General features: G+C 46.4%; 38 protein-coding genes. 5 read left to right on the top strand and 33 right to left on the bottom strand.

Annotated features, from left to right (window positions below):
- Nucleotides 1-105 precede the first annotated feature (105 nt).
- The 4 genes from cpdB to HLM86_RS14525 all read left to right on the top strand — a co-directional run bounded on the left by cpdB (nt 106) and on the right by HLM86_RS14525 (nt 4,121).
- Complete coding sequence (gene cpdB, locus HLM86_RS14540) at nt 106-2,067, top strand: 2',3'-cyclic-nucleotide 2'-phosphodiesterase (RefSeq protein WP_170883545.1); 1,962 nt, start codon at nt 106-108, stop codon at nt 2,065-2,067.
- A gap of 107 nt (nt 2,068-2,174) precedes the next feature.
- Nucleotides 2,175-2,744, top strand: a complete 570-nt coding sequence (locus HLM86_RS14535; protein ID WP_076589800.1) for a Crp/Fnr family transcriptional regulator — start codon at nt 2,175-2,177, stop codon at nt 2,742-2,744.
- A 71-nt stretch (nt 2,745-2,815) separates the two neighbouring features.
- On the top strand, nt 2,816-3,268 hold the full coding sequence (locus tag HLM86_RS14530) for a GNAT family N-acetyltransferase (RefSeq protein ID WP_170883546.1): 453 nt from the start codon (nt 2,816-2,818) through the stop codon (nt 3,266-3,268).
- A 4-nt stretch (nt 3,269-3,272) separates the two neighbouring features.
- Complete coding sequence (locus HLM86_RS14525) at nt 3,273-4,121, top strand: DMT family transporter (RefSeq protein ID WP_170883547.1); 849 nt, start codon at nt 3,273-3,275, stop codon at nt 4,119-4,121.
- Nucleotides 4,122-4,123: 2 nt separating this feature from the next.
- Here the strand turns inward: HLM86_RS14525 and HLM86_RS14520 are convergent, their stop codons facing one another.
- Entirely contained in the window at nt 4,124-4,693 is a 570-nt protein-coding gene (locus HLM86_RS14520) for a LysM-like peptidoglycan-binding domain-containing protein (RefSeq protein ID WP_170883548.1), read from the bottom strand.
- Between the two features lie 234 nt (nt 4,694-4,927).
- Here HLM86_RS14520 and bamJ point away from each other — a divergent pair, with 234 nt between their 5' ends.
- On the top strand, nt 4,928-5,548 hold the full coding sequence (gene bamJ / locus HLM86_RS14515; protein WP_076589804.1) for a BamJ family beta-barrel-assembly machinery protein: 621 nt from the start codon (nt 4,928-4,930) through the stop codon (nt 5,546-5,548).
- 114 nt (nt 5,549-5,662) lie between these two features.
- Here the strand turns inward: bamJ and rplQ are convergent, their stop codons facing one another.
- The 32 genes from rplQ to HLM86_RS14355 form a co-directional block, all read right to left on the bottom strand.
- A complete protein-coding gene (rplQ, locus tag HLM86_RS14510; RefSeq protein ID WP_076589805.1) occupies nt 5,663-6,043 on the bottom strand; it encodes a 50S ribosomal protein L17 in 381 nt (126 codons plus the stop codon).
- Between the two features lie 26 nt (nt 6,044-6,069).
- Nucleotides 6,070-7,062, bottom strand: a complete 993-nt coding sequence (locus HLM86_RS14505) for a DNA-directed RNA polymerase subunit alpha (RefSeq protein ID WP_076589806.1) — start codon at nt 7,060-7,062, stop codon at nt 6,070-6,072.
- Nucleotides 7,063-7,086: 24 nt separating this feature from the next.
- A complete protein-coding gene (gene rpsD, locus HLM86_RS14500) occupies nt 7,087-7,707 on the bottom strand; it encodes a 30S ribosomal protein S4 (protein WP_076589807.1) in 621 nt (206 codons plus the stop codon).
- A gap of 27 nt (nt 7,708-7,734) precedes the next feature.
- The gene (gene rpsK, locus HLM86_RS14495; protein WP_001118870.1) at nt 7,735-8,124 is read right to left on the bottom strand and encodes a 30S ribosomal protein S11; all 390 of its coding nucleotides are present in this window, start codon (nt 8,122-8,124) and stop codon (nt 7,735-7,737) included.
- A gap of 18 nt (nt 8,125-8,142) precedes the next feature.
- Entirely contained in the window at nt 8,143-8,499 is a 357-nt protein-coding gene (gene rpsM / locus HLM86_RS14490) for a 30S ribosomal protein S13 (protein WP_076589808.1), read from the bottom strand.
- Between the two features lie 147 nt (nt 8,500-8,646).
- A complete protein-coding gene (rpmJ, locus tag HLM86_RS14485) occupies nt 8,647-8,760 on the bottom strand; it encodes a 50S ribosomal protein L36 (protein ID WP_000868186.1) in 114 nt (37 codons plus the stop codon).
- A 27-nt stretch (nt 8,761-8,787) separates the two neighbouring features.
- Nucleotides 8,788-10,122: a preprotein translocase subunit SecY gene (gene secY, locus HLM86_RS14480; RefSeq protein WP_076589809.1), complete on the bottom strand. Its 1,335-nt coding sequence runs from the start codon at nt 10,120-10,122 to the stop codon at nt 8,788-8,790.
- A 20-nt stretch (nt 10,123-10,142) separates the two neighbouring features.
- Nucleotides 10,143-10,577 (bottom strand): 50S ribosomal protein L15, encoded by a 435-nt coding sequence (rplO, locus tag HLM86_RS14475; RefSeq protein WP_076589810.1) that lies wholly within the window; start codon nt 10,575-10,577, stop codon nt 10,143-10,145.
- Nucleotides 10,578-10,582: 5 nt separating this feature from the next.
- Entirely contained in the window at nt 10,583-10,759 is a 177-nt protein-coding gene (gene rpmD, locus HLM86_RS14470) for a 50S ribosomal protein L30 (protein WP_076589811.1), read from the bottom strand.
- A 7-nt stretch (nt 10,760-10,766) separates the two neighbouring features.
- A complete protein-coding gene (rpsE, locus tag HLM86_RS14465) occupies nt 10,767-11,270 on the bottom strand; it encodes a 30S ribosomal protein S5 (RefSeq protein WP_076589812.1) in 504 nt (167 codons plus the stop codon).
- A 14-nt stretch (nt 11,271-11,284) separates the two neighbouring features.
- A complete protein-coding gene (gene rplR / locus HLM86_RS14460; protein ID WP_076589813.1) occupies nt 11,285-11,638 on the bottom strand; it encodes a 50S ribosomal protein L18 in 354 nt (117 codons plus the stop codon).
- A 9-nt stretch (nt 11,639-11,647) separates the two neighbouring features.
- Nucleotides 11,648-12,181, bottom strand: a complete 534-nt coding sequence (gene rplF, locus HLM86_RS14455) for a 50S ribosomal protein L6 (protein WP_076589814.1) — start codon at nt 12,179-12,181, stop codon at nt 11,648-11,650.
- Nucleotides 12,182-12,194: 13 nt separating this feature from the next.
- A complete protein-coding gene (gene rpsH / locus HLM86_RS14450) occupies nt 12,195-12,587 on the bottom strand; it encodes a 30S ribosomal protein S8 (RefSeq protein WP_076589815.1) in 393 nt (130 codons plus the stop codon).
- Between the two features lie 29 nt (nt 12,588-12,616).
- Nucleotides 12,617-12,922, bottom strand: a complete 306-nt coding sequence (rpsN, locus tag HLM86_RS14445; protein ID WP_076589816.1) for a 30S ribosomal protein S14 — start codon at nt 12,920-12,922, stop codon at nt 12,617-12,619.
- A 17-nt stretch (nt 12,923-12,939) separates the two neighbouring features.
- Entirely contained in the window at nt 12,940-13,479 is a 540-nt protein-coding gene (rplE, locus tag HLM86_RS14440) for a 50S ribosomal protein L5 (RefSeq protein ID WP_076589817.1), read from the bottom strand.
- Between the two features lie 24 nt (nt 13,480-13,503).
- The gene (gene rplX, locus HLM86_RS14435; RefSeq protein WP_076589818.1) at nt 13,504-13,821 is read right to left on the bottom strand and encodes a 50S ribosomal protein L24; all 318 of its coding nucleotides are present in this window, start codon (nt 13,819-13,821) and stop codon (nt 13,504-13,506) included.
- A gap of 13 nt (nt 13,822-13,834) precedes the next feature.
- Nucleotides 13,835-14,206, bottom strand: a complete 372-nt coding sequence (gene rplN, locus HLM86_RS14430; RefSeq protein WP_076589819.1) for a 50S ribosomal protein L14 — start codon at nt 14,204-14,206, stop codon at nt 13,835-13,837.
- Nucleotides 14,207-14,368: 162 nt separating this feature from the next.
- The gene (gene rpsQ, locus HLM86_RS14425; protein WP_076589820.1) at nt 14,369-14,623 is read right to left on the bottom strand and encodes a 30S ribosomal protein S17; all 255 of its coding nucleotides are present in this window, start codon (nt 14,621-14,623) and stop codon (nt 14,369-14,371) included.
- Nucleotides 14,623-14,814, bottom strand: a complete 192-nt coding sequence (rpmC, locus tag HLM86_RS14420) for a 50S ribosomal protein L29 (protein WP_076589821.1) — start codon at nt 14,812-14,814, stop codon at nt 14,623-14,625. Before rpmC ends, rpsQ begins: the two co-directional genes overlap by 1 nt.
- Nucleotides 14,814-15,224: a 50S ribosomal protein L16 gene (gene rplP / locus HLM86_RS14415; RefSeq protein ID WP_004410459.1), complete on the bottom strand. Its 411-nt coding sequence runs from the start codon at nt 15,222-15,224 to the stop codon at nt 14,814-14,816. The genes rpmC and rplP overlap by 1 nt, the downstream gene beginning before the upstream one ends.
- Nucleotides 15,225-15,235: 11 nt before the next feature.
- Nucleotides 15,236-15,934, bottom strand: a complete 699-nt coding sequence (rpsC, locus tag HLM86_RS14410) for a 30S ribosomal protein S3 (RefSeq protein ID WP_004410461.1) — start codon at nt 15,932-15,934, stop codon at nt 15,236-15,238.
- A gap of 17 nt (nt 15,935-15,951) precedes the next feature.
- A complete protein-coding gene (rplV, locus tag HLM86_RS14405; protein WP_076589822.1) occupies nt 15,952-16,284 on the bottom strand; it encodes a 50S ribosomal protein L22 in 333 nt (110 codons plus the stop codon).
- Between the two features lie 10 nt (nt 16,285-16,294).
- Nucleotides 16,295-16,573 (bottom strand): 30S ribosomal protein S19, encoded by a 279-nt coding sequence (rpsS, locus tag HLM86_RS14400; RefSeq protein WP_004745876.1) that lies wholly within the window; start codon nt 16,571-16,573, stop codon nt 16,295-16,297.
- 21 nt (nt 16,574-16,594) lie between these two features.
- Complete coding sequence (rplB, locus tag HLM86_RS14395; RefSeq protein ID WP_076589823.1) at nt 16,595-17,419, bottom strand: 50S ribosomal protein L2; 825 nt, start codon at nt 17,417-17,419, stop codon at nt 16,595-16,597.
- 15 nt (nt 17,420-17,434) lie between these two features.
- The gene (gene rplW, locus HLM86_RS14390; protein ID WP_053397128.1) at nt 17,435-17,737 is read right to left on the bottom strand and encodes a 50S ribosomal protein L23; all 303 of its coding nucleotides are present in this window, start codon (nt 17,735-17,737) and stop codon (nt 17,435-17,437) included.
- Entirely contained in the window at nt 17,734-18,336 is a 603-nt protein-coding gene (gene rplD, locus HLM86_RS14385) for a 50S ribosomal protein L4 (RefSeq protein ID WP_076589824.1), read from the bottom strand. The genes rplW and rplD overlap by 4 nt, the downstream gene beginning before the upstream one ends.
- 17 nt (nt 18,337-18,353) lie before the next feature.
- Nucleotides 18,354-18,983 (bottom strand): 50S ribosomal protein L3, encoded by a 630-nt coding sequence (gene rplC / locus HLM86_RS14380; RefSeq protein ID WP_076589825.1) that lies wholly within the window; start codon nt 18,981-18,983, stop codon nt 18,354-18,356.
- A 13-nt stretch (nt 18,984-18,996) separates the two neighbouring features.
- Nucleotides 18,997-19,308, bottom strand: coding sequence for a 30S ribosomal protein S10 (rpsJ, locus tag HLM86_RS14375; RefSeq protein ID WP_001181007.1), 312 nt, complete (start codon nt 19,306-19,308; stop codon nt 18,997-18,999).
- Nucleotides 19,309-19,799: 491 nt separating this feature from the next.
- Nucleotides 19,800-20,543, bottom strand: coding sequence for a 23S rRNA (guanosine(2251)-2'-O)-methyltransferase RlmB (rlmB, locus tag HLM86_RS14370; protein ID WP_170883549.1), 744 nt, complete (start codon nt 20,541-20,543; stop codon nt 19,800-19,802).
- A gap of 15 nt (nt 20,544-20,558) precedes the next feature.
- Nucleotides 20,559-23,021, bottom strand: a complete 2,463-nt coding sequence (gene rnr / locus HLM86_RS14365; protein WP_170883550.1) for a ribonuclease R — start codon at nt 23,019-23,021, stop codon at nt 20,559-20,561.
- Between the two features lie 229 nt (nt 23,022-23,250).
- Entirely contained in the window at nt 23,251-23,889 is a 639-nt protein-coding gene (gene motX, locus HLM86_RS14360; protein ID WP_076589828.1) for a flagellar protein MotX, read from the bottom strand.
- A 267-nt stretch (nt 23,890-24,156) separates the two neighbouring features.
- Nucleotides 24,157-25,473 carry an adenylosuccinate synthase gene (locus HLM86_RS14355; protein WP_170883551.1) on the bottom strand — a complete coding sequence of 439 codons (1,317 nt, stop codon included), beginning with the start codon at nt 25,471-25,473 and terminating at the stop codon, nt 24,157-24,159.
- Nucleotides 25,474-25,578 lie beyond the last annotated feature (105 nt).

Below are 25,578 nucleotides of genomic sequence, written 5' to 3'. Positions count from 1 at the left end.
AAAGTCATTGCCGTACATCACAGTTTTTTACTGAGTAAAAAACTAATGACACACCAATTTGTTACATTCTCCGGCAAAGTTCATCCTATGTTCGGAGCCTATAACATGACATTCTCTGTGAAACCCCTACCTCTTTGTATATTAGCGGGGCTATTGACAGCCGCTGGTCCAACATTGGCCGACACCATCCACTTACGTATTGTAGAAACCACCGATATCCATACCAACGTGATGGATTACGACTACTACAAAGATAAGCCTTCGCAAAAAATTGGCTTAACACGCACAGCGACCCTAGTGAAGCAAGCCAGATCGGAAGTCGATAACAGCGTGCTCGTTGATAACGGAGACCTTATTCAAGGAAGCCCTATGGGCGACTACATGGCGAGTAAAGGCATCAAAAAAGACGAAGTCCACCCCGTCTACAAAGCCATGAACCTGTTAAATTACGACGTCGGTAATATTGGCAACCATGAGTTTAATTATGGCCTTGAATTTCTTGCTGAAACCATTAACGATGCAAACTTCCCTTACGTTAGTGCGAACGTGTTTGCTAAAAAAACAGGTCAACACTACTTCAAGCCATACCTCATCAAAACGCACACCTTTAAAGATGTTGATGGTGCAGAGCATGAAATCAAAGTGGGCTATATCGGCTTTGTTCCACCACAAATCATGGTGTGGGACAAGAAAAACCTAGAAGGTAAAGTGTTTGCGAAGGATATCAAAGAGACCGCAGAAGAGCTTGTTCCTGAGATGAAAAAAGAAGGCGCTGATGTCATCGTTGCCATTCCACACTCTGGCATAGCATCAGCCCCTTACAAAGCAGGCGCAGAAAACTCAACTTACTACTTATCAGAAGTCGAAGGCATTGACGCGATTGCATTTGGTCACTCACACGCGGTCTTCCCTGGTAAAGGTTTTGACAACATCCAAGGAGTCGATAACCAAAACGGCACCATTAATGGCGTCGCTTCCGTTATGCCTGGACGTTGGGGTAGCCATGTCGGTGTTATCGACTTAGAGCTAAAAGAACAAGGTGGTCAATGGAAGGTGGTGAAGGGCCAGTCAGAAGCTCGTCCTATATTCGACAAAAACAAGCAAACGCCTTTAGCTAGCGCAGATCCAAAAATGGTCGCTGCGCTCAAAGCTGACCATAAGGGCACACGTGACTTCGTTAACCAGCCAATCGGTCGAGCAAACGATGTAATGTACAGTTTCCTCGCACTCATCCAAGATGACCCAACGGTGCAGATCGTTAACTTGGCGCAAAAAGACTACGTTGAACGATTTATTCAGGGTGATCCTGATTTAGCGAATCTCCCCGTTCTTTCTGCAGCGGCTCCGTTTAAAGCAGGCGGCCGTAAAAACGATCCTGCCAACTTTACCGAGGTAGAATCCGGTCAGCTGACGTTCCGCAATGCCGCCGATCTTTACTTATACCCAAATACGCTCGTCGCGATGAAGGCCAAAGGCACAGACGTCAAAGAATGGTTAGAGTGTACTGCCGGTCAGTTTAAACAGATTGACGTCAAGAACACCGCCCCTCAACAATTGATCGATTGGGACGGTTTCCGTACTTACAACTTCGATGTAATTGATGGTGTTAACTACCAGATCGATGTCACCCAACCAGCCAAATACGATGGCGAATGTCGTGTGGTGAACCCAGATTCTGAACGCATTTTAGAGCTAACGTATCAGGGTAAACCTCTCGATATGAATCAGGATTTTCTGATCGCCACCAACAACTACCGAGCATACAGTGGCAAGTTCCCAGGTACAGGAAGTGAGTTTATCGCTTTTGATTCGCCCGATGAAAACCGGTCAGTCGTAGCCGCGTACATTAGCCGCGTTAGTCAAGAAAAAGGGCAAGTGACCCCAAGTGCTGATAACAACTGGACATTCGCACCGATTCAATCTAACAACACGCTCGATATTCGCTTTGAAACGTCTCCAAGTGACAAAGCCGCTGAGTTTATTGATAAGAAAGGTCAATATCCGATGACGCGTGTCGCGACAGATGATGTCGGTTTTGCCGTCTACAACATTGATTTGAAGAAGTAATCACGTCCTCTCTAGGCCGCGACGTCGCTCGCGGCCTTTATCTGCCTTTAGCTCCCGACGACAATCGGTTAAACTTTATCGAATGTTTCCTTAATCCACATACACCTATGCAAACCTCTGACCGTTTCAAGGAACAGCTCGTTGAAAAAGGGTTCGATCACCAAGAAATAAAACAACTTATCGATTCTGCCCAACTAATAGAGCTGCCAACCCGACACATTTTGTTGCATCAAGGCCAAGTGGCCGAAGACATTTTCTTCGTGTTAGAGGGTATGTGTCACTCTGCGTATCTGACAGACAAGGGGAAAGAATTTAGCAAAGAGTTTTACTGGGAAAATGATTGGATCATTGGCTTCGAGGGGCTAATAACACAACAACCCTCTCCCTATTTAATCGAATCGTTAACGGCCTGCCTTATTTTTTCACTCCCCATGGACACACTCAAACAATGGCGAGACAACAAACATAGCGTTTATTTGAAACTACTCGAAACACAGCTAATGTATAAAGAGAGCAAAGAGCGCTTTATGCTGCTCTACTCCCCAGAAGAACGCTACCAACTGTTTTGCTTAAATTTTCCGTATTTACTCACGCGCCTTAATGACTACCAAATTGCCGCATACTTGGGGATCACCCCGATTAGCCTCAGCCGAATTAAAAAGCGAGCACCAGATTAACAATTGTTAATGCTAGAGGAAAAAAAGCCTGCTAATTTAGCCTCAATCAAACGACATGGAGCAAGGCCATCATGCTTTCTTGGCAGCTATTACCTTTTAAGGATCTCTCACCAACTCAGCTTTATCAATTGCTTAAGTTGCGTGTGGATGTCTTTGTCGTCGAGCAATCTTGCCCCTATCCTGAATTGGATGACAAAGATCCACTTCCAGAGGTTTATCACTTACTCGGCTATAAAGACAATGAACTGATCGCCTGCGCGCGTTTATTGCCACCGGGTGTGAGCTATCCCAGTGCCAGCATTGGTCGTGTGGCCACCAAGCAAGAGCATCGGGGCGATGGCTTAGGCCACCAATTACTCACTCAAGCTTTAACCAGGTGTGAACAACTTTGGCCAGATATCGACATTGAAATTGGTGCCCAGCAACATTTAGCAGCTTTCTATCAACACCATGGATTCCAACCAACCTCTGCTATGTATTTGGAAGACAACATCCCTCATATTGATATGATACTGAAGCGTTAGACGGATGAAACCTCCCTCACAGGCGATCGCACTATGGCTTCTGGTGGCTGGCAACCTTGCTGCCTCCTTATCTGATGTTATGGTCAAGTTGCTCGACGGCAGTGTTAGCCCTTTTCAATACATCTTTATCCGCCAACTTATTTCGTTAGTGATCATCTTCCCTTTCTGGTTGAGACAAGGCGCGTCGAGTCGTCAACTCTCCTCACCAATCATTAACCTAGGTCGGGCTCACCTGATTATTATTGGCAGTGGCTGCATGGTGGTTGCAATCACTCACATGACACTGGCCAGCGCCAATGCGGTGTTTTACGCAGCGCCACTATTAATGCTGCCTATCTCTGCTGTCTTGATGAAAGAGATCACTACTCGAACAAAAGTGCTCGCCACTCTGATTGGTTTCGTCGGCGTATTGATTGTACTGAGGCCGTCGCAATTTCACTGGGCGGCTTTCTTTGCACTAGGCACCGCTGCCACATTGGCCCTGTTTAATGTATCCGCTCGTAAGCTCCCAACATCACAATCAATGGTCAGCACTCTGTTCTGGACATCCTTGTTATCACTCCCGATCTCCACTCTACTTGCATCGTTATCCTGGTCACCAATCTCTCTCAGAGAAGTGACGCTGATCGCTGCAGGAGCACTATTGATATTGGTCTACAACGCACTCGCCGTATTGGCATACAGACGAGCTCCGGCTGGAGAAATTGCGCTTGGAGAATATTCTGGTCTGGTGTTTGTGACTTTATTTGGAATGTGGTGGTTTGATGAAATACCCGATTGGCTGACCGCAATCGGTATTGGCCTTATCATCGCCCCTTTGTTGCCGATAAGGCGCCCAACTCGCCTCGAATAAGTTTACTTACTTCGGCCAAATGCCCCGTCGGATAGGCGAAAGAACATCACTGACTGGGTCGATTTTTCCAGCTGAAGTATATCGAGGCTGCCATCCTCAGCTAACTTGAACCGAACAAGTTGACCCGCTTTAATGTAGCTCAGAGGCTTATCGCTCCCTTCAACGCGAACAAGGGCGTTAAGATCTGACATTGCTAAATCATTGTTACGGAACACTTGAGCTAAGGTATCGCCTTTTTTAACTCGATATTCCTCCCAAACATCGGAAGCGAGGCTTTCTTGCAGTTGTGATGGTTGCTCGCTCAAACCCTGAGTATCAATATCCACTTGGACACGTGGCAGAGTCTCTGACTGCGCTTCTGGCTGCGCTGGATCTGACGATGGCGTTGGCAAAAAAACCAAAAACAATACGACAGGGACCAACACCATCAACACCTGTTGATGACGCTTGGGTAGCTGTAACCAAACCTGTTTCACTCTGGCAGGGATTTGTCTCCAATTCACTTGCGACAATGTTTTCATCATCAGCTCAGAATAGTCGACCTGCTGTACTTTTTTCTTTCTGCGATTCATTACGCGGCATCTCCAAAAATCCACGATAGCTAGTATAAAAACGAAGCGAAGCCGAGTATAGGTGTTTTCAGGAAGTTAGGTAATGAACCGGTTAATTTTTACCTTTATAACCAGAAAGTAAGACATAAATCTCATATTGAAACTGTTGTCGTTGCTTGATAGTCCGAGCATTTCATCCGACGTCTAATACTGGTATCCTGTGCGCTCTGAAAACATTTAAAGTAGAGAGACATCATGTCTGAAGTAAAATTTGAAACAGTTGAGCAGAAAGCAAGCTACGGTATTGGTCTACAAATGGGTCAACAACTTGCAGGTTCTGGCCTAGAAGGCCTAAGTGTTGACGCTATCGCAGCCGGTATTGCAACGGCTTTAGTCGGTGACATGCCAGCAATCGAAATCGACGAGATCAACTCAGCACTTCAAGATCTTCACCAACGCGCAGAATCTGCACGTCAAGAGTCAGCTAAAGTTGCTGCCGCTGACGGCGAAGCCTTCCTAAAAGACAACGCATTGCGTCCAGAAGTGACCGTTCTTGAATCTGGTCTACAGTATGAAGTTATCACTGAAGGTACTGGCGAGATCCCAACTTCAGACGCTCAAGTCCGTGTTCATTATCACGGTGAGTTAACTGACGGCACTGTATTTGACAGCTCTGTTTCTCGTGGCGAACCTGCTGAGTTCCCTGTGACAGGCGTGATCAAAGGCTGGGTTGAAGCTCTTCAACTGATGCCTGTTGGCTCAAAATGGAAACTTTGCATCCCACAAGACCTGGCCTACGGTGAACGTGGCGCCGGTGCTGCGATCCCTCCATTTGCAGCGCTTGTTTTCGAAGTTGAGCTTCTTGCTATTCTGTAAGTTGCTACCATCAAGATAATAAAACGGCGACCTTATGGTCGCCGTTTTATTATCTTGTCTTCACAAACAAAAAAGGCCGAGCTTTCGCTCGGCCTTTTTATTCTTACGAACTGATTACTCAGCAGCTTCTTCAGCAGCTGGGCGATCAACAAGCTCAATGAAAGCCATTGGAGCTTTATCACCAGCACGGAAGCCAGCTTTTAGGATACGAGTGTAACCGCCCTGACGAGCAGAAAAACGTGGACCTAGTTCGTTGAATAGTTTTGCAACTACTTCTTTATCACGAGTACGTGCAAATGCAAGACGACGGTTAGCAACACTGTCAGTCTTAGCTAGTGTAATCAAAGGCTCAATTACGCGACGTAGTTCTTTTGCTTTTGGCACGGTAGTTTTAATAACTTCGTGACGAACAAGAGAGCTAGCCATGTTGCTGAACATCGCTTTACGATGCGAGCTATTGCGGTTGAGTTGACGACCACTCTTACGATGGCGCATGACCTAATCCTTCTAACTATTATCGATTAATCTTCAGCAATAGACGCTGGTGGCCAGTTTTCTAGACGCATGCCTAGAGACAAACCACGTGATGCAAGCACGTCTTTAATCTCTGTAAGAGATTTCTTACCAAGGTTTGGCGTTTTAAGTAGCTCAACCTCAGTACGCTGCACAAGATCACCGATGTAGTGAATCGCTTCTGCTTTCAAACAGTTAGCAGAGCGAACTGTTAGTTCAAGATCGTCTACAGGACGCAGTAGGATAGGATCGAATTCTGGCTTCTCTTCTTTCTCCTCAGGAACACGTACATCACGAAGATCTACGAATGCATCCAACTGTTCAGCTAAAATAGTCGCTGCACGGCGGATGGCTTCCTCAGGGTCAAGAGTACCGTTCGTTTCCATATCGATGACAAGCTTGTCTAAATCTGTACGCTGCTCTACACGAGCGGCTTCAACAGAATAAGCAATCTTATCTACTGGGCTGTACGTAGCGTCAACCAGTAGGCGACCAATAGGACGCTCATCTTCTTCAGTATGGATACGAGCGGAAGCTGGAACATAACCGCGACCACGTTCAACTTTGATGCGCATAGCGATCTCAGCGTTGCCATCCGTTAGGTGACAAATAACGTGTTCTGGGTTAGTGATCTCTACATCACCATCATGGGTGATGTCACCTGCAACCACAGGGCCCGAGCCTGATTTGTTAAGCGTAATAAACACTTCATCTTTGCCTTCAGCAACGCGCACAGCCAAACCTTTAAGGTTTAGAAGAATTTCAAGAATATCTTCCTGAACGCCTTCCTTTGTACTGTACTCGTGCAGAACGCCTTCAATCTCTACTTCTGTGACAGCACAACCTGGCATAGAAGATAGAAGAATGCGGCGAAGTGCATTACCTAGAGTGTGACCAAAGCCACGCTCTAATGGCTCAAGAGTTACTTTTGCGTGTGTCGTGCTGACTTGTTCGATGTCAACGAGACGTGGCTTAAGAAATTCTGTTACAGAACCCTGCATTGTGTCCTCTCTTTAGTTTAAACCTTACTTAGAGTAAAGTTCGACGATCAGTTGTTCGTTGATGTCAGCAGACAGATCTGAACGCTCAGGCATACGCTTGAACGTGGCTTCCATCTTACCAGCATCTACTTCAATCCAAGTTGGTTTTTCGCGTTGTTCAGCAACTTCTAGAGCCGCTTTAATACGAGATTGCTGTTTAGCTTTCTCGCGGATAGAAACAACATCGTTAGCCGCTACTTTGAAAGAAGGAACGTTTACAACTTTACCGTTAACTAGGATAGCTTTATGGCTAACTAGCTGACGTGCTTCTGCGCGAGTTGCGCCAAAGCCCATGCGGTAAACTACGTTATCAAGACGACCTTCAAGAAGTTGAAGTAGGTTTTCACCTGTGTTGCCTTTAAGACGTGCAGCATCTTTATAGTAGTTACGGAATTGTTTTTCTAGAACGCCGTACATACGACGTACTTTTTGCTTCTCACGAAGCTGAACGCCATATTCAGATAGACGACCGCGACGAGCGCCGTGTACACCTGGTGCGTTATCAATTTTACACTTGGTATCGATCGCACGAACACCAGACTTAAGGAATAAGTCAGTGCCTTCACGACGGCTAAGCTTCAGCTTAGGACCCAAATATCTTGCCATGATCTTTCTCCAATTATCCTAGAAACGTTATACGCGACGTTTCTTAGGTGGACGACAACCGTTATGAGGGATTGGTGTAGCATCGACAATATTTGTGATGCGGAAACCAGCAGCGTTCAGTGCACGAACAGTAGATTCGCGACCTGGACCTGGACCCTTAACCATAACTTCCAAGTTCTTTAGACCGTACTCTTTAGCCATTTCAGCACAACGTTCAGCAGCAACCTGTGCAGCGAACGGAGTAGACTTACGAGAACCACGGAAACCTGAACCACCTGCAGTAGCCCATGCAAGAGCATTACCTTGACGGTCAGTAATAGTTACGATTGTGTTGTTGAAAGACGCATGGATGTGCGCAACGCCATCTGCAACTTGCTTGCGTACGCGCTTACGAGCGCGTGTTGGTTGTTTAGCCATTGTACTCTACCTTCCCGATTATTTCTTGATCGGCTTACGCGGACCCTTACGGGTGCGAGCGTTGGTTTTAGTACGCTGTCCACGTAGTGGTAGACTGCGACGATGACGAAGACCGCGGTAACAGCCAAGGTCCATAAGACGCTTGATGTTCATTGAGACTTCACGACGTAGATCACCTTCCACAGTGTATTTAGCTACACCATCACGCAGTTGATCGATCTGATCTTCAGTTAGTTCACTGATCTTAACATCTTCAGCAATACCCACGTCAGCCAAGATTGACTGAGAACGAGTCTTGCCGATGCCGTAGATCGCAGTAAGTGCGATTACAGCATGTTTTTGATCAGGAATGTTAATGCCTGCAATACGGGCCATTATTCACTCCTAGTGTTTCATAAAAGAATTAGCCACAGCAAAGCCCGTTTAGGATACGCTGTGGATTACTACTTCTTTTGCACGCAAAAGGTAGGCCGAGGAGAATACTCGACGCTACCTTATATTTCAAGTAAAAATTTCTGCTATTTAGCCTTGGCGCTGTTTGTGCTTTGGCTCACTGCAAATCACGCGAACGACACCGTTACGCTTGATAACTTTACAGTTACGGCAGATTTTTTTAACGGAAGCACGAACTTTCATTGCTAAACTCCGTAAATGAAACCTAAATTAACGGCTACTAGCCTTCAGGTTTGCCTTTTTCAACACAGAATCATACTGTTGGGACATCATATGAGTCTGTACCTGTGCCATAAAGTCCATGATAACAACCACTACAATAAGCAGTGATGTGCCGCCGAAGTAGAACCTTACGTTCCAAGCGACCATCATGAACTCAGGAATCAGACAGATAAAGGTAATATACAACGCACCCGCTAGGGTTAATCGCGTCATTACTTTATCAATGTATTTCGCTGTCTGCTCACCTGGGCGGATGCCGGGTACGAATGCACCGGACTTCTTCAGGTTATCTGCTGTCTCTCTCGGGTTGAATACCAACGCCGTATAGAAGAAACAGAAGAAAATAATCGCTGCTGCATAAAGCATTACATACAATGGCTGACCTGGGCTAAGAGCCAAAGACACGTCAGTTAACCAACCGAACGCGCTGCTCTCACCATTTTGGCCAAACCACTGAGCCAATGTTCCTGGGAACAAGATAATGCTCGAAGCAAAGATTGCTGGTATTACACCTGCCATATTAATCTTAAGCGGCAAATGCGTACTTTGCGCAGCAAAAACTTTACGACCTTGTTGACGCTTTGCATAGTTAACGACGATTCGACGTTGACCACGCTCCATGAAAACTACGAAGTAAATAACTGCAAACGAAAGCACAGCAATCAACAACAGAAGAAGTACATGCAATTCACCTTGACGCGCTTGCTCGATTGTTTGACCGATTGCAGAAGGCAATCCCGCAACAATACCTGCAAAAATCAGTAACGAAATTCCGTTACCAATTCCACGCTCTGTAATTTGTTCACCTAACCACATTAGGAACATGGTACCGGTTACTAAACTTACGGTAGCAATTAGCGTAAACATGGTTTGGTCGATAACAACCAAATTATTGACCATGTTTGGTAAGCCAGTTGCAATACCTATAGCCTGAAATGTTGCAAGTACAAGCGTGCCATAGCGTGTATATTGGCTTATCTTACGACGGCCTGCTTCACCCTCTTTTTTGAGTTCAGCTAACGCTGGATGAACTACAGTTAGCAGTTGGACAACAATCGATGCCGAAATATACGGCATGATGCCCAACGCTAATATAGATGCACGCTCAAGAGCACCACCGGAGAACATGTTAAACATTTCTACGATGGTACCTTTTTGCTGGTCGAACAACTCGGCAAGTACAGCAGCGTCAATACCAGGAATCGGCACAAAAGAGCCGGCTCGGAATACTAAAAGTGCACCAATTACGAATAACAAGCGCGACTTCAGTTCACTTAAGCCGCTCTGAGCACTACGAAAATCTTGTCCTGGTTTCTTAGCCATCTGTACCTCGTTCCTCGAGATTATTCCTCGATTTTACCGCCTGCAGCTTCGATTGCAGCTTTAGCGCCTTTAGTCACGCGTAGACCTTTCACAGTCATCGCTTTGTTAACTTCACCAGAAAGAACAACTTTAACAAATTCGATGTTCTTAGTGATAACGTTAGCCGCTTTAAGACTGTTTAGATCAACGACGTCACCTGTAACTTTCGCTAGCTCAGCTAGACGAACTTCAGCAGACACTAGACTCTTACGAGATGTGAAGCCGAACTTAGGTAGACGCTGTTTCAAAGGCATTTGACCGCCTTCAAAACCTGGACGGACACTGCCGCCAGAACGTGATTTTTGACCTTTGTGGCCACGACCACCGGTTTTACCAAGGCCAGAACCGATACCACGACCTACGCGCTTCGCAGAAGGCTTAGAACCCGCAGCCGGTGATAGAGTATTCAAACGCATTCTGATTACTCCTCAACTTTAACCATGTAGAAAACTTTGTTGATCATGCCGCGAATACACGGTGTATCTTCAAGTTCTACAGTGTGGTTTATTTTACGAAGGCCCAAACCTTTCAAGCACGCTTTGTGCTTAGGTAGGCGACCGATTGAGCTTTTAGTTTGAGTAACTTTAATAGTTGCCATCGTGTTCTTACTCCGAAATAGATTCAACAGTTAGACCACGTTTAGCAGCAACCATTTCTGGCGACTTCATGCTACCTAGCGCATCGATCGTAGCACGAACGATGTTGATAGGGTTCGTAGAACCGTATGCTTTAGATAGTACGTTATGTACACCTGCTACTTCTAGTACTGCACGCATCGCACCACCTGCGATAACGCCCGTACCTTCTGCAGCCTGCTGCATGTAAACTTTAGAGCCCGAGTGGCGACCTTTTACCGGGTGGAAAAGAGTGCCTTCGTTTAAAGCGATCGTCGTCATATTGCGACGCGCTTTTTCCATTGCTTTTTGAATCGCTGCAGGTACTTCACGAGCTTTGCCGTAACCGAAACCTACGCGACCGTTACCGTCACCAACTACTGTTAGTGCAGTAAAGCTCATGATTCGACCACCTTTAACCGTTTTAGAAACACGGTTAACGGCGATTAGCTTTTCTTGCAAATCATTCGCTTGAACTTGTTGTTCTTTAGCCATCGATCAACCCTACCTTAGAATTTCAGACCAGCTTCGCGAGCAGATTCTGCTAGCGCCGCTACTCGACCGTGGTATTGGAAACCAGAACGATCAAATGCAACTGAAGCTACGCCTTTTTCAAGAGCGCGTTCTGCAATAGCTTTACCTATTGCTTTTGCTGCATCGATGTTACCAGTGTTCTTAATTTGCTCACGGATCGCTTTTTCTACAGTAGAAGCTGCTGCGATAACCTCAGAGCCATTTGATGCGATAACCTGAGCGTACACGTGACGAGGAGTACGGTGTACTACTAGGCGAGTTGCACCCAGTTCTGCAATCTTACGACGTGCGCGTGTAGCACGACGGATGCGAGATGCTTTCTTATCCATAGTGTTACCTTACTTCTTCTTAGCTTCTTTAGTACGCACATTTTCATCTGCGTAACGAACACCTTTGCCTTTATAAGGCTCAGGCTCACGATAAGAACGAATGTCAGCCGCAACCTGACCAACAAGTTGTTTATCACAACCGGTGATCACAATTTCAGTTTGGCTTGGACATTCGGCTTTAATACCCGCTGGCAACTCGTGCTCAACTGGGTGTGAGAAGCCTAGTGTTAGGCCTACAGCGTTGCCTTTCATAGCAGCACGGTAACCAACACCTTTAAGAGTCAGCTTCTTAGTAAAGCCTTCAGTAACACCAACAACCATGTTGTTAACTAGAGCGCGAGCAGTACCTGCTTGAGCCCAACCGTTAGCAACACCATCGCGTGGACCGAAAGTAAGATTATTTTCTTCCTGAGCTACAACTACCGCAGCGTTAAGAACGCGTGATAGTTCGCCTTTCGCACCTTTTACAGTAACTTCTTGGCCGTTTAGTTTCACCTCTACGCCAGCTGGAATAGCGACAGGTGCTTTAGCAACACGAGACATAGTCTACTCCTTATTAAGCTACGTAGCAGATGATTTCACCGCCAAGACCTGCTTTACGGGCAGCGCGGTCTGACATCAGACCCTTGGAAGTTGAAACGATAGCAATACCAAGACTACCCATTACAGAAGGAAGGTTGTCTTTCTTCTTGTAAACACGTAGACCTGGTCGAGAAACACGTTTAAGTTGCTCGATTACTGGTTTTGCTTGGAAGTACTTAAGAGTAACTTCTAGCTCAGGTTTGACGTCGCCTTCAACAGCGAAATCAACGATGTAACCTTCAGCTTTTAGTAGTGCAGCAATTGCAACTTTAAGCTTTGAAGAAGGCATTTTAACAGCAACTTTATTTGCTGCCTGACCGTTACGAATACGGGTCAGCATATCCGAAATCGGATCTTGCATGCTCATATGATTTACTCCAAATGATTAAGTGGCAATTACCAGCTAGCCTTACGAAGACCCGGAATCTCGCCTTTCATGCAAGCTTCACGAACCTTAATACGGCTTAGACCGAACTTACGTAGGTAACCGTGTGGGCGACCAGTTTGGTTGCAACGGTTGCGCTGACGTGATGCACTTGAATCACGTGGAAGAGATTGCAGTTTTAGAACCGCATTCCAACGATCTTCTTCTGATGCGTTTACATCGCTAATGATTGCTTTTAGCGCAGAACGCTTCTCAGCGAACTTAGCAACAAGCTTCGCACGTTTTACTTCACGTGCTTTCATTGAATTTTTAGCCATAACAGTAACCCTTCACCTTACTTGCGGAATGGGAAGTTAAAGGCAGCCAGCAGAGCACGGCCTTCCTCATCAGTACCAGCAGACGTCGTAATAGTGATGTCTAGACCGCGTACTCTATCAACTTTATCAAAGTCAATTTCCGGGAAGATGATTTGCTCGCGAACGCCCATGCTGTAGTTACCGCGTCCGTCAAAAGACTTAGCGCTAACACCACGGAAATCACGTACACGTGGAAGAGCGATATTAATAAGACGCTCAAGAAAATCCCACATACGTTCGCCACGCAAGGTTACTTTACAACCGATAGGGTAGCCTTCGCGGATTTTGAAACCTGCAACAGATTTGCGCGCTTTTGTGATAAGTGGCTTCTGACCAGAGATCGTTGCCATATCAGACGCTGCATTTTCTAGCAGTTTCTTATCGTTGATTGCTTCACCAACACCCATGTTAAGGGTGATTTTCTCGATTCTAGGGACTTGCATGACGCTTGTGTAGCTGAACTCTTTGGTAAGCTCAGCGACTACAGACGACTTGTAGTAATCATGCAGTTTCGCCATAGTAGAACTCCAAATTACTTCTAATTAGTTAGAAACGATTTCGTTATTAGACTTAAAGAAACGAACTTTCTTACCATCTTCAAAACGGAAACCGATACGGTCAGCTTTACCAGTAGCTGCGTTGAAAATCGCCAAGTTTGAAGCATCAATTGCCGCTTCCTGCTCTACGATACCACCTTGGGTGCCGAGGGCTGGAACAGGTTTTTGGTGTTTCTTAACAAGGTTGATACCTTCAACGATAACTTTACCAGTTGCTAGGACCTTAGTTACTTTACCTTTCTTGCCTTTATCTTTACCAGCAAGAACGATCACTTCGTCATTACGACGGATTTTAGCTGCCATCTTTACGTGCTCCTTACAGAACTTCTGGAGCCAGTGAAACGATCTTCATGAACTTATCGCCACGAAGTTCACGTGTCACAGGACCAAAGATACGTGTACCGATTGGTTGCTCAGAGTTGTCGTTTAACAATACACAAGCATTACGGTCGAAGCGAATGACAGAACCGTCTGGACGACGTACGCCTTTACGGGTGCGAACTACCACCGCCTTCAGTACATCACCTTTTTTAACTTTACCGCGTGGAATTGCTTCCTTAACAGTAACTTTAATGATGTCACCGATGTGTGCATAACGACGGTGAGAGCCACCCAGAACCTTAATACACATTACGCTGCGAGCGCCTGAGTTATCAGCTGCGTCCAGCATACTTTGCATTTGGATCATGTTAGTGCTCCGCTAAATATAAAAAAAACTAGACCCTCACGGGTCGGGCTGCCTCTTTAAAAGGGACGCGAATTGTACCACCCTTTTTGTTGCTTGGGTAGTCAAAAAATAAGCGGCCCCAAAATATTTTCTGGAGCCGCTTTCGCTGTAGACCTAACGAGATTAAATTTTCGCTTTTTCTACAACTTTCACCAATGCCCAAGACTTAGTCTTAGACAGAGGACGACACTCTGCGATTTCAACTTTGTCGCCTAGGCCACATTCGTTGTTTTCGTCATGTGCGTGTACTTTAGTCGTGCGCTTTACGAACTTGCCGTAAATAGGGTGTTTAACCATGCGCTCGATAGCAACAGTGATAGACTTGTCCATCTTGTCGCTAACTACACGACCTTGTTGAGTACGTTTTACTTCGCTCATTATGCGTCTGCCTTCTCAGTCAAAACAGTTTTCACGCGTGCGATATCACGGCGTACAGCTTTCAGAGTATGAGTTTGCTGTAGCTGACCAGTCGCCGCTTGCATACGCAAGTTGAACTGTTCGCGCAACAAATTCAATAGCTCAGTGTTAAGCTCTTCAACGCTTTTTTGGCGTAGATCTTGTGCGTTCATCACATCACCTGCTTAGTTACAAATGTAGTTTTGAAAGGCAGTTTACGAGCCGCTAGGCGGAACGCTTCACGTGCCAATTCTTCAGGTACACCACCCATTTCGTACATTACCTTTCCAGGTTGGATTTGGGCTACCCAGTACTCAACGTTACCTTTACCCTTACCCTGACGAACTTCAAGTGGTTTTTCTGTGATAGGCTTATCTGGGAACACACGGATCCAGATTTTACCTTGACGCTTAACGTGACGTGTCATTGCACGACGTGCCGCTTCGATTTGACGAGCAGTTAGACGACCACGGCCAGTAGCTTTAAGACCGAATTCGCCGAAGCTTACATCAGTACCTTTAGCTAGACCACGGTTACGACCTGTCTGAACCTTACGGAACTTAGTACGTTTAGGTTGTAGCATCTGTCAACTCCTTACTTACGGCCTTTACGCTGCTTCTTAGGCTTATCGCCTTTAGGCTCTACAGCGTTAGCTGCTGGCATACCGCCTAGAATTTCACCTTTGAAAATCCAAGTTTTGATGCCGATCACACCGTATTGGGTGTGAGCCGAAGAAGTTGCGTAATCAATGTCAGCACGTAGAGTGTGTAGAGGCACACGGCCTTCACGATACCACTCAGAACGTGCAATTTCAGCGCCGCCAAGACGACCGCTTACTTCTACTTTGATACCTTTAGCGCCTAGACGCATAGCATTCTGTACCGCGCGCTTCATAGCACGACGGAACATAACACGACGCTCTAGCTGAGATGCGATGCTATCACCAACAAGCTGTGCATCAAGTTCAGGCTTACGTACTTCAGCGATATTGATTTGCGCTGGTACACCTGCAATCTTTGCGACAGCTGTGCGTAGTTTCTCTACATCTTCACCTTTCTTACCGATAACAACACCTGGACGAGCAGTGTGAATAGTCACACGGATGCTCTTAGCAGGACGCTCGATAACGATGCGTGAAAGAGATGCTTTTTTCAGTTCGCTTGTAAGGAACTGACGTACCTTGAAGTCGCCGTCTAGGTTGTCAGCGAAATCTTTGGTGTTAGCAAACCATGTAGCATTCCAAGGCTTAACGATGCCTAGACGAATACCATTAGGATGTACTTTTTGACCCATTGCTTACTCTCCTAGTCTCAAGCGTCTGCTACAACAACAGTGATGTGGCTTGAACGCTTCAAGATACGATCCGCACGACCTTTAGCACGAGGCATAATACGCTTCATGATCGGGCCTTCATCTACGAAGATTTTTGCGACACTTAGATCGTCAATATCTGCGCCTTCATTGTGCTCCGCGTTAGCGATAGCTGACTCAAGAACTTTCTTCACTAATTCAGCCGCTTTTTTGTTGCTGAACGTTAGAATTTCTAGAGCCTGGTCTACAGATTTACCACGAATTTGATCCGCAACTAAGCGTGCTTTCTGAGGCGAAATGCGAGCAAAGTTATGTTTAGCTAGTGCTTCCATCATCTACTCCTTAACGCTTCTTCGCTTTCTTATCCACGACATGGCCGCGGTAAGTGCGTGTTGGTGCGAATTCACCCAGTTTGTGACCGATCATTTCTTCAGTTACAAATACTGGTACGTGCTGACGACCATTATGGACAGCGATGGTCAAACCGATCATCGTAGGGATGATCATTGAACGACGGGACCAAGTCTTAATAGGCTTTTTGTCTCCGCTTTCCACCGCTTTCTCTACCTTCTTCAGCAAGTGTAGGTCGATAAATGGACCTTTCTTGAGAGAACGTGGCATGGCGATTCCTCTTTAAATAGATTACTTGTTACGACGACGTACGATGTACTTGTCAGTGCGTTTGTTCTTACGAGTCTTGAAGCCTTTAGTTGGCTGACCCCATGGTGATACTGGGTGACGGCCACCAGATGTACGGCCTTCACCACCACCGTGTGGGTGGTCAACTGGGTTCATTACCACACCGCGAACGGTAGGACGAACACCACGCCAGCGGCTAGCACCAGCTTTACCAAGTTCACGTAGCATATGCTCAGAGTTACCCACTTCACCGATTGTTGCACGGCCTTCAGAGAGAACTTTACGCATTTCGCCAGAACGTAGACGGATAGTGACGTATGCACCGTCGCGAGCGACGATTTGAGCATAAGCACCCGCAGAACGAGCTAGCTGACCACCTTTACCAGGCTTAAGTTCAACGTTATGTACTGTTGAACCTACTGGGATGTTACGCATTGGTAGAGTGTTACCGGCCTTGATTGGCGCATCAGCACCAGACTGGATAGCATCACCAGCAGCAACACCTTTAGGTGCTAGGATGTAACGACGCTCACCGTCTGCGTACAGAACTAGAGCGATGTTAGCGCTACGGTTTGGATCGTATTCAAGACGCTCAACTTTCGCTGGGATACCGTCTTTAGTACGTTTGAAATCAATAACACGGTAGTGGTGCTTATGACCACCGCCGATGTGACGTACTGTAATACGACCGTTGTTGTTACGACCACCATTTTTAGAGTTTTTCTCTAAAAGAGGTGCGTATGGCTTGCCCTTGTGTAGGTCAGCGTTAACAACTTTAACGACGTGACGACGACCAGGGGAAGTCGGCTTACATTTAACAATAGCCATTCTTAACTACTCCTGTTATTCCGCGCCGCCAACGAAGTCAAGATCTTGACCTTCTTTCAAGGTAACGTACGCTTTTTTAACGTCGCTGCGGCGACCTTGGCGTAGACCTTGACGTTTGGTCTTACCCTTATTAATAAGAGTATTTACAGACTTAACTTCAACTTCAAATAGCTTCTCTACAGCTGCTTTGATCTCTTTTTTAGTCGCATCTATCGATACTTTGAAAACGATAGTATTCGCTTTCTCAGCAGCCATAGTTGCTTTTTCAGAGATGTGCGGAGCACGTAGAACTTTTAGGATACGCTCTTCAGTGATCATGCTAGCATCTCCTCAACTTGCTTAACTGCATCAGCAGTCATTACAACTTTGTCGAACGCGATTAGTGAAACTGGATCAACTCCAGCAACATCACGAGCGTCAACTTTGTATAGGTTACGAGCTGCTAGGAATAGATTTTCATCTACTTCGCTAGTCACGATAAGCGCGTCTGTTAGCTCAAGCTCTTTCAGCTTAGCTACAAGCTCTTTCGTTTTTGGTGCTTCTACTGAGAAGTTATCAACAACGATTAAACGCTCTTGACGAACAAGCTCAGAAAGAATGCTCTTCATAGCACCACGGTACATTTTTTTGTTTACTTTTTGGCTGTGATCTTGTGGTTTCGCAGCAAAAGTAACACCACCTGTACGCCAGATTGGGCTACGGATTGTACCAGCACGCGCACGGCCAGTACCTTTTTGACGCCATGGCTTAGCGCCACCGCCAGAAACTTCTGAACGTGTTTTCTGAGCACGAGTACCTTGACGAGCACCTGCTGCAAACGCAACAACTACTTGGTGTACAAGAGCTTCGTTAAACTCACGTCCGAAAGTAGTTTCGGAAACAGTTAGTGCATCGGCACCTTTAACCATTAGTTCCATTACTTACTCCTGAGACGTTATGCTTTAACAGCTGGTTTAACGATCACGTTGCCACCTGTTGAGCCTGGTACTGCACCTTTAATAAGAAGCAGATTGCGCTCAGCGTCAACACGTACGATCTCTAGGTTTTGAGTCGTTACACGCTCAGCACCCATGTGACCTGCCATTTTCTTGCCTTTAAATACGCGACCTGGAGTTTGACATTGGCCAATTGAACCCGGTGCACGGTGAGACAATGAGTTACCGTGAGTCATATCTTGAGTAGAGAAGTTCCAACGCTTAACAGCGCCTTGGAAGCCTTTACCTTTAGATGTACCAGTAACGTCTACTTTCTTAGTTTCGTTGAACAGTTCAACTGTTAGCTCAGCGCCAACTGCAAACTCTTCATCGTTTTCCAAACGGAATTCCCAAAGACCGCGACCAGCTTCAACACCTGCTTTAGCAAAGTGACCTGCTTCTGGTTTAGTTACACGGTTAGCTTTCTTAGTACCAGCCGTTACCTGGATTGCTGCATAGCCGTCAGTCTCAAGAGTTTTAACTTGAGAAATACGGTTAGCTTCAACCTCAACAACAGTGACTGGGATAGAAACGCCTTCTTCAGTAAATACGCGGGTCATACCCACTTTACGACCGATTAGACCAATCATTCTCTAATCTCCCTTAACCTAGGCTAATTTGAACGTCAACGCCCGCTGCAAGATCTAGACGCATCAGAGCATCAACAGTTTTGTCTGTTGGCTCAACGATGTCGATTAGACGTTTGTGAGTACGGATTTCGTACTGATCACGAGCATCTTTGTTAACGTGTGGAGAGATAAGAACTGTGAAACGCTCTTTACGAGTAGGCAGTGGGATTGGACCACGAACCTGTGCGCCAGTGCGCTTAGCTGTTTCAACGATTTCCGCGGTAGAAGCATCGATTAGTTTGTAATCGAAAGCTTTTAGGCGGATACGGATACGTTGGTTCTGCATGAGACAGAGCTCCAATAATAAAAATTACACAAACAATATCGCCACTCATACTCGCTAAAGCGAGAGAATGCCGATTGATTTATGTGAAACCGTAGCATCCAAGATTAGGACGCATTGTCAGTTAATTTTCGATTAAACTACCCCCACTAACAGAGTCACCTCTGAGAACAGTTATTCCAAAGAATAGATAGCTAATTGTATTAACTGCGAACATAAGCTGAGTTTACATTACCAGAAAAATCAATAAGATAAATCTGCTCCTCGATGCTCATTGGTTCACAACTGGCTTAACCAGTGCGAGGCATTATACAGATCACAATTTGACATGCAAGTGCTGTTTGAAAAATAAGCGGAAGAAGTGATTGAAAGCAGGAGAGATTCACGATGTTGGCTGTCGAGTCACGGGCAAAGACTGAGAGTCCGAGACCTTAACTGGAGCGAAATAAAAACGCAGACCGATCGTCTGCGTTTGATTGCAAGCTTGAATTGTCTTACGAAGTCGTCAGCCGTTGCCGCACGGCTTCGAACAAGCATACCCCTGATGCAACAGAGACATTGAGGCTGGAAACAGTCCCTGCCATCGGGATCTTAATCAAGTCATCACACGTTTCACGTGTCAGGCGGCGCATACCGTCACCTTCTGCGCCCATGACAATCCCGAGTGAGCCCGTCAGTTTTGCTTGATAAATGTCTTGTGTGGCCTCGCCGGCAGTACCAACAAACCAAACGCCTTGCTCTTGCAGCGTACGCATTGTTCGAGCCAAGTTGGTCACACGAACTAACGCTACCGTTTCAGCGGCGCCACAAGCGACCTTGCTCACCGTTGCCGTCATTGATGCTGACTTGTCTTTCGGCACAATCACCGCTGCAACTCCAGCCGCATCGGCGTTACGCAAACACGCGCCCAAGTTATGAGGATCGGTCACGCCATCCAATACCAATATTAAGGGCGCTTCATGCTTAGCAAGTATATCGTCCAAATCATTCTCATTGAGCTGCTTGGCCGGCTTCACACGAGCCATTACACCCTGATGATTGGCTCCACGGGCTTTATCATCAAGTGTCTTGCGGGTCATCTGCTGAATCGACACACCGCAGACTTGCAGTTCATTTAAGATCGGCATTAAGCGGTCATCTTGACGACCTTTAAGCACAAAAGCTTCAATCAAACGTTCTGGCTCTTTATCGAGAACCGCTTTTACCGCATGTATGCCGTAAATATATTCATTACTCATTCATTATTCCGCTTACTATTTGCTGCTACGTGCTTTTTTCGCTTTATGACGTGGCTTTTTCTTTCCCGGTTTATCAGAAGGTTTTTTAGTGACTTTTTTGCCGTTGCCTTCCTCTTTGCTGCCATCAGGACGTTTGGTCGGCTCTACCAGAGGTTTTGCCTTATCGACCGAACGACGTCCATTAGCTGCGGCGTTCTTTTTCGCTTTCGCTTTCTGCTGAGCTTCCACCGCGCGTTTCTTCGCCGTTTTGCCTGTGCCGCGTAGCTTACGACTTGTGTCGGTTAATTCAAAGTCAATTTGACGATCATTGAGATTGACCGACAACACCTTAACTTTAACCGCGTCGCCGAGACGATAAATCGCGCCAAAGCTTTCACCGATAAGCCTTTGACCTATTGGGTCAAATTGGTAGTAATCGTTAGCCAGCGCCGAAATATGGACCAAGCCATCAATATGCAGATCGGTTAAACGGACAAAGAAACCAAAACCGGTCACATTGGCAATAACCCCTTCCAACTCTTCACCGACATGGTCCTGCATATATTCACATTTGAGCCAATCGGACACTTCACGGGTCGCATCATCGGCACGGCGTTCCGTCATCGAGCACTGCTCACCGTAGAAATCCATATCATCAAATGAATAGTGGTAACCACCCGTCGGTGTCCAACGATCTTGATTCCGACCCTGCTCTTTTTCAATCAGGTACTTAATCGCACGATGAAGCAGAAGGTCAGGATAACGGCGAATCGGTGACGTAAAATGAGCATAACGCTTGAGAGCAAGGCCAAAGTGACCGCAGTTGTCAGCATTATAAACCGCTTGCTTCATTGAGCGCAGTAACATGGTCTGAATCAGTTCTTTGTCTTGACGTTGAGCGATGAGTTTGACTAAATCGGCGTAGTCCGTCGGAGAAGGTTCTAATCCACCATTGAGGTGTAACCCCAATTCACCCAAGAAATCACGGAAGCCTTGTAGCTTAAGTTCTCCTGGAGATTCATGAATCCGGTACAACGCCGCTTCTTTGGCTTTCTCAACCAACGCCGCCGAGGCAATATTAGCCAGAATCATACATTCTTCGATGAGTTTATGCGCATCGTTTCGAATGACAGGTTCAATGCTGTCAATTTTACGCTCTGCATTGAAGATAAACTTGGTTTCAACCGTTTCAAATTCAATCGCCCCGCGATTGTCTCGCGCCCGTTTCAGCACCTTGTACATCTTGTGCAATTCTTGTAAGTGGGGAACCAATGGCTCATAGCGGTTGCTGAGTTCTTCGTTGCCCTCAAGAATATCGTGGACCTTGTTGTAAGTGAGGCGAGCATGGGAATTCATCACGGCTTCATAGTGTTTATAACCGGACAACTTTCCTGACTCAGAGATGGTCATCTCACACACCATACACAGACGGTCAACTTGTGGGTTCAAGGAACACAGGCCGTTGGACAATACCTCTGGCAACATAGGCACGACTTGAGAGGGGAAGTACACCGAGTTACCCCGGTTGATTGCTTCTTTGTCTAAGGCAGAATCAGGTCTAACGTAATAGCTCACATCGGCAATCGCGACCCACAGGCGCCATCCACCGCTCTTTTTGGCTTCACAATAGACCGCATCATCGAAATCACGTGCATCCTCACCATCGATGGTCACCAACGGTAAGTCACGTAAATCCACCCGATCCACTTTGGCGTCTTCGGGCACTTCCTCACCGAGGTTTTCTATCTGCTTCTCAACCGCTTCAGGCCAATCGTTAGGGATTTGGTGGGTCCGGATGGCAATTTGCGTTTCCATACCCGGCGCCATATTTTCACCAAGCACCTCAATGACCTTACCCATCATGCCACGCGAGCGCGTGCCACGGTCGGTGATTTCAATCACGACAACATTGCCCATACGTGCGCCGGCACGCAAGTCATTCGGGATCAAGATATCCTGACTCATACGCGAATCATCAGGCACGACGTACGAGTAGCCGTACTCCATGAAAAAACGACCGACTATTTGTGTTTGGCGTTCCTCTAATACGCGAACTAGGCGCCCTTCCTTGCGTCCACGTTTTGAGTTGTCAGTCGGCTGAACTAACACAAAATCACCATGGATAATATTTTTCATCTGGTGATGCGGCAAAACAATGTCATTGTCTTTGCCAACACTGCCTTCAGGACGAACCCAACCATGACCATCTTTATGCCCAATCACGTAACCTTTGACCATTTCGAGCTTCTCTGGCAAGGCGTAACATTGGCGGCGGGTAAACACCAGCTGGCCATCTCGCTCCATTGCCCGAAGTCTACGACGCAGACCTTCGTATTGCTCCTCACCTTCGAGCTTGAGGGCATCAAAGAGATCGTTCCGATTCATTGGTGCGCTGGCTTGCTTCAAAAATTCGAGGATAAACTCCCGGCTTGGGATTGGGTTTTCATAATTTTCCGATTCACGATCTGCAAACGGGTCATTATGGGTATTGTCTGACATAGGCACGCCTAATTAAGAGGAAGGGATTGACAACAGTATATCCGAGTCAGGCACGAACCTACAGGTAAGTCACCGCAAAATCGTCACTTTTGGCGCCTTTTTGGTAGCAAACGTTCGCCTTAGCTAGCATGATAGTGGGAAATCAATAATGCCCGGCATCAAACCGGGCATTGAAGAAAATGGCTGTCGCTGATGTCCAAGTGCAGTTGGACAAAGCGGTGCACCTCAACTACCAAAAAGTGTCTCGCCGTTTTGCCTTGGCGATGATATTTTCCGGCATTCTCCTTTCTAATCCCTGACGAAGAATAGAAATACGCTTATGCATGCGTTGATCCGCCGTCGCTGAGCTGTAAAGCCACCGATAGGCATCCTCGTAATCAAGAGGACTGCCGTAGTCTCGCAGCAGCAATTCCGCCAAATGGATCCGAGCATTTAAATTACCCATGGCTGCCGCTTCTCGTAAATAAGGGATCGCCCGTTCCTTGTCTTGTTGAACCAAAGTCCCACGCGAATAGTACCGCCCAAGCTGCTCTAGGGCAGCGGGCAACCCCTGATGCGCCGCACTTTCCATATAGTACAAGCCCAGCTCAACATCCTGATCGACACACACCCCCCAAGCCAGCATGTCACCATACAAAAATTCATACGATGGCAAACTAATTCGCGTTGCCCGTGCGACAATGTCTTCAACCAACTGACAATTGTCTGCTTTTATACGCTCTAAATGTTGACGCTCATCGATCAGTTTTATTAATTCAGCTTCGGTATATATGGGAATGGGTTCACCGATATCAGCCAACTCATTGGCGTTCACCATCGAAGACCCAAACAACAATACCATCGAAGCAGCTAACTTTCTTAGCTTCATTTTCTGCACTCTATCACTTCGATAATGTCTCTGCCCGCCTCGTTAATCAGACAGGTCCTACATGCTGATACAGCCTGTATTTTCATAAACGGCAAAGATAATGGCCATCTTGATACCTGTATCGGCATAAGGTGCAAACTCTTTAACCCAAAATTGCCGAAGACTGGCAAAAACTTGCCACCCTAATTATAGATAACACAGAAAAATGAGGCATAAAAAAACCAGTGCCGAAGCACTGGTTTTTTTAAAAAATAAGTCACAGACACATTAAGACTCGAAAGGATGTACCTTAATGATGGTCTCATTGCGATCAGGTCCAGTAGACACAATGTCAACCGGAACACCAGTTAGTGCTTCGATACGTTTGATGTAATCCAGTGCGGCTTGCGGAAGCGCATCTAGGGATTTCGCTCCAAAAGTCGTTTCGCTCCAACCAGGCATGGTTTCATAGATAGGCGTCGCTTCTTCAAAGGCTTCTGCAGCCATTGGAGAAACTTCCAGCACCGAACCATCCTTCATCTTGTAGCCCGTACAGATCTTTAACTCTTCTAGGCCATCCAACACATCGAGTTTCGTCAGACAGAAACCAGAGATTGAGTTGATCTGAACGGCACGACGCATAGCGACAGCATCAAACCACCCCGTACGACGTAAACGACCCGTCGTGGCACCGAACTCTTGACCGACATCACCAAGGTGTTTACCAACAGGATCTTGCTTATCAACACCATCATAAAGCTCTGTCGGGAATGGGCCTGAGCCAACACGAGTACAGTAAGCCTTAGTAATACCTAGAATGTAACCGATATGACGGGGACCAAAACCAGAACCTGCCGCCACACCACCAGCGGTCGTGTTAGAAGAGGTCACATAAGGATAAGTACCGTGGTCGATATCAAGCAGCGTGCCTTGAGCACCCTCAAACATGATTTTATCGCCGCGCTTGCGTGCCGCGTCCAATTCATCGGTAACATCGATGACCATAGAGATCAGCAGATCGGCGTAACTCATCGCTTGCTCAAGCACTTCTTCGTAGCTCACTGGTTCGGCTTTGTAGAAATTCACGAGCTGGAAGTTATGGTACTCCATGACTTCTTTAAGTTTTTCCGCAAACGCTTGTTTGTCGAACAGATCGCCAACACGTAGACCGCGACGGGCTACCTTGTCTTCATAAGCGGGGCCAATACCGCGACCTGTGGTACCAATTGCTTTATTACCACGGGCGATTTCACGCGCCTGATCCATTGCAATATGGTAAGGAAGAATAAGAGGACATGCTTCAGAAATGAAAAGACGTTCGCGTACCGGAATACCGCGCTCTTCAAGAGGCTTCATTTCTTTAAGTAAAGCGTCAGGTGAAAGAACCACACCATTACCGATAACACATTTTACTTTATCGCGAAGTATGCCTGATGGAATCAAATGAAGAACGGTTTTTTCACCGTCAATGACTAGAGTGTGGCCTGCATTGTGACCGCCTTGATAGCGAACCACATATTTGGCATCTTCAGTTAAAAGGTCTACGATTTTACCTTTACCTTCGTCACCCCATTGGGTGCCTAGAACGACTACGTTATTACCCATCTTTCCAAGTCTGATTACTAGTTAAAAATGGATTCTAGCACCGAATCAAATCTGTTGCAGTCATTTTTTAATCATAGAAGTATAATGAAACTATAAGCTGTTGGT

Origin of the sequence: Vibrio ostreicida, assembly GCF_013074385.2 — a bacterium.
Classification (GTDB): domain Bacteria; phylum Pseudomonadota; class Gammaproteobacteria; order Enterobacterales; family Vibrionaceae; genus Vibrio; species Vibrio ostreicida.
The sequence above is the reverse complement of the archived record's forward strand: the minus strand, read 5'-3'. Positions and strand labels throughout refer to the sequence as shown.